The sequence below is a fragment of the Borrelia sp. A-FGy1 genome (assembly GCF_014084025.1).
GTDB lineage: Bacteria > Spirochaetota > Spirochaetia > Borreliales > Borreliaceae > Borrelia.
This window is the reverse complement of sequence record NZ_CP043721.1, coordinates 1-1,042: the sequence shown is the minus strand read 5'-3', so window position 1 is coordinate 1,042 and position 1,042 is coordinate 1. Positions and strand designations below refer to the sequence as shown.

Here is a 1,042-nt window from a genome sequence, read left to right as displayed (position 1 = left end):
GGTTAGCTTGCCTTTAGTTTCTTGCTTGTCTGTGCCATCACTAGAAGTAGTAGGATCATCAGAAGCAAGCATGTCAGATGTATTCTCATGCTTTTTAGCTTCATCTGTAGCATCACTTGTATTTTTATTTTATTTACCTGAAGAAGTAGCCGATCCTAGCTTACTAATATTACTAACAGGATCAAACAAATAAGTACCTTCTTTGTTTGATCTATTATTTCCAAAAAACTTGCAGGTACGAACAATATTGGTATGAGAAGTAAAATTCAAATATTACTTCTCATAAACATTAATACCTCCTTTTTTATTTAGGTTAATAACCTAAAAAAATTTTTATTATAAAGCAAGTATAAAGATAAAGTGTTTCTAAATAGTTAGAAGAGCTAGCAAAGCCTAAAAGTTACTTAAGTCTTACTTTTTTATAAGCATCGCGTAACTTATCAATAGCTCTAACCATTCTTTCTGTCTCATCTCCTTTTTTATTGCTAGCAAACATCTTTGCTTTATCAAACTCATCTTCAAATCCACTATAAGCCATTCCAGAAATAGGCCCTACAATAATATCAACAGCATTGTATCCTTTTCCATTAGCATATTGCTTAGCAGCAAAGCTAAACTCCTTAGCAGCTTTTTTAAGTTCGCTAGAAGATAAAAAAACTGCTAAGGAGGCAAAAGCATCAGCATAAGCTAGGCAAGCTATTTCCATAGTTTTTTCAATAACAGGAAGAATACCTCTGACTGTTTTTAAATTAGCTATGTTTTTTTTTCTTTTCTCTTCATTAATTTTTAAATAATCATTTTCTGTTTCTATCCTAAATTCGGCCACGCTAGCCTTCCTTATAGCTTTCTTATACGCCGAAATTGCATCCTCTAGAATAGTTCCTTTATAACCAGGCACAGCATTCTTTAGCATCTTGATAAGTTTATTATACTCTTGGTCTAGTTTATTGTTTTCTAGTGCAGTAAGAGCGTAGTTACGCCTTGCAGAATGCCCTTGATTAAAACATCCAATACTATAAATACTACAATCAGTATAAGTATC

The 1,042-nt window shown here is 32.3% G+C and carries 1 protein-coding gene and 1 pseudogene; one reads left to right on the top strand and one right to left on the bottom strand.

Going from position 1 to position 1,042, the window contains the following annotated elements; all coding sequences use genetic code 11:
• Positions 1-193 (top strand): hypothetical protein (locus tag F0310_RS05720; protein ID WP_182117994.1); only part of this gene is annotated, 193 nt, incomplete at its 5' end.
• Between the two features lie 207 nt (positions 194-400).
• On the opposite strand, the pseudogene F0310_RS05715 reads toward F0310_RS05720, so the two are convergent.
• Positions 401-1,042: pseudogene (locus tag F0310_RS05715) on the bottom strand (hypothetical protein); the annotation flags it as partial.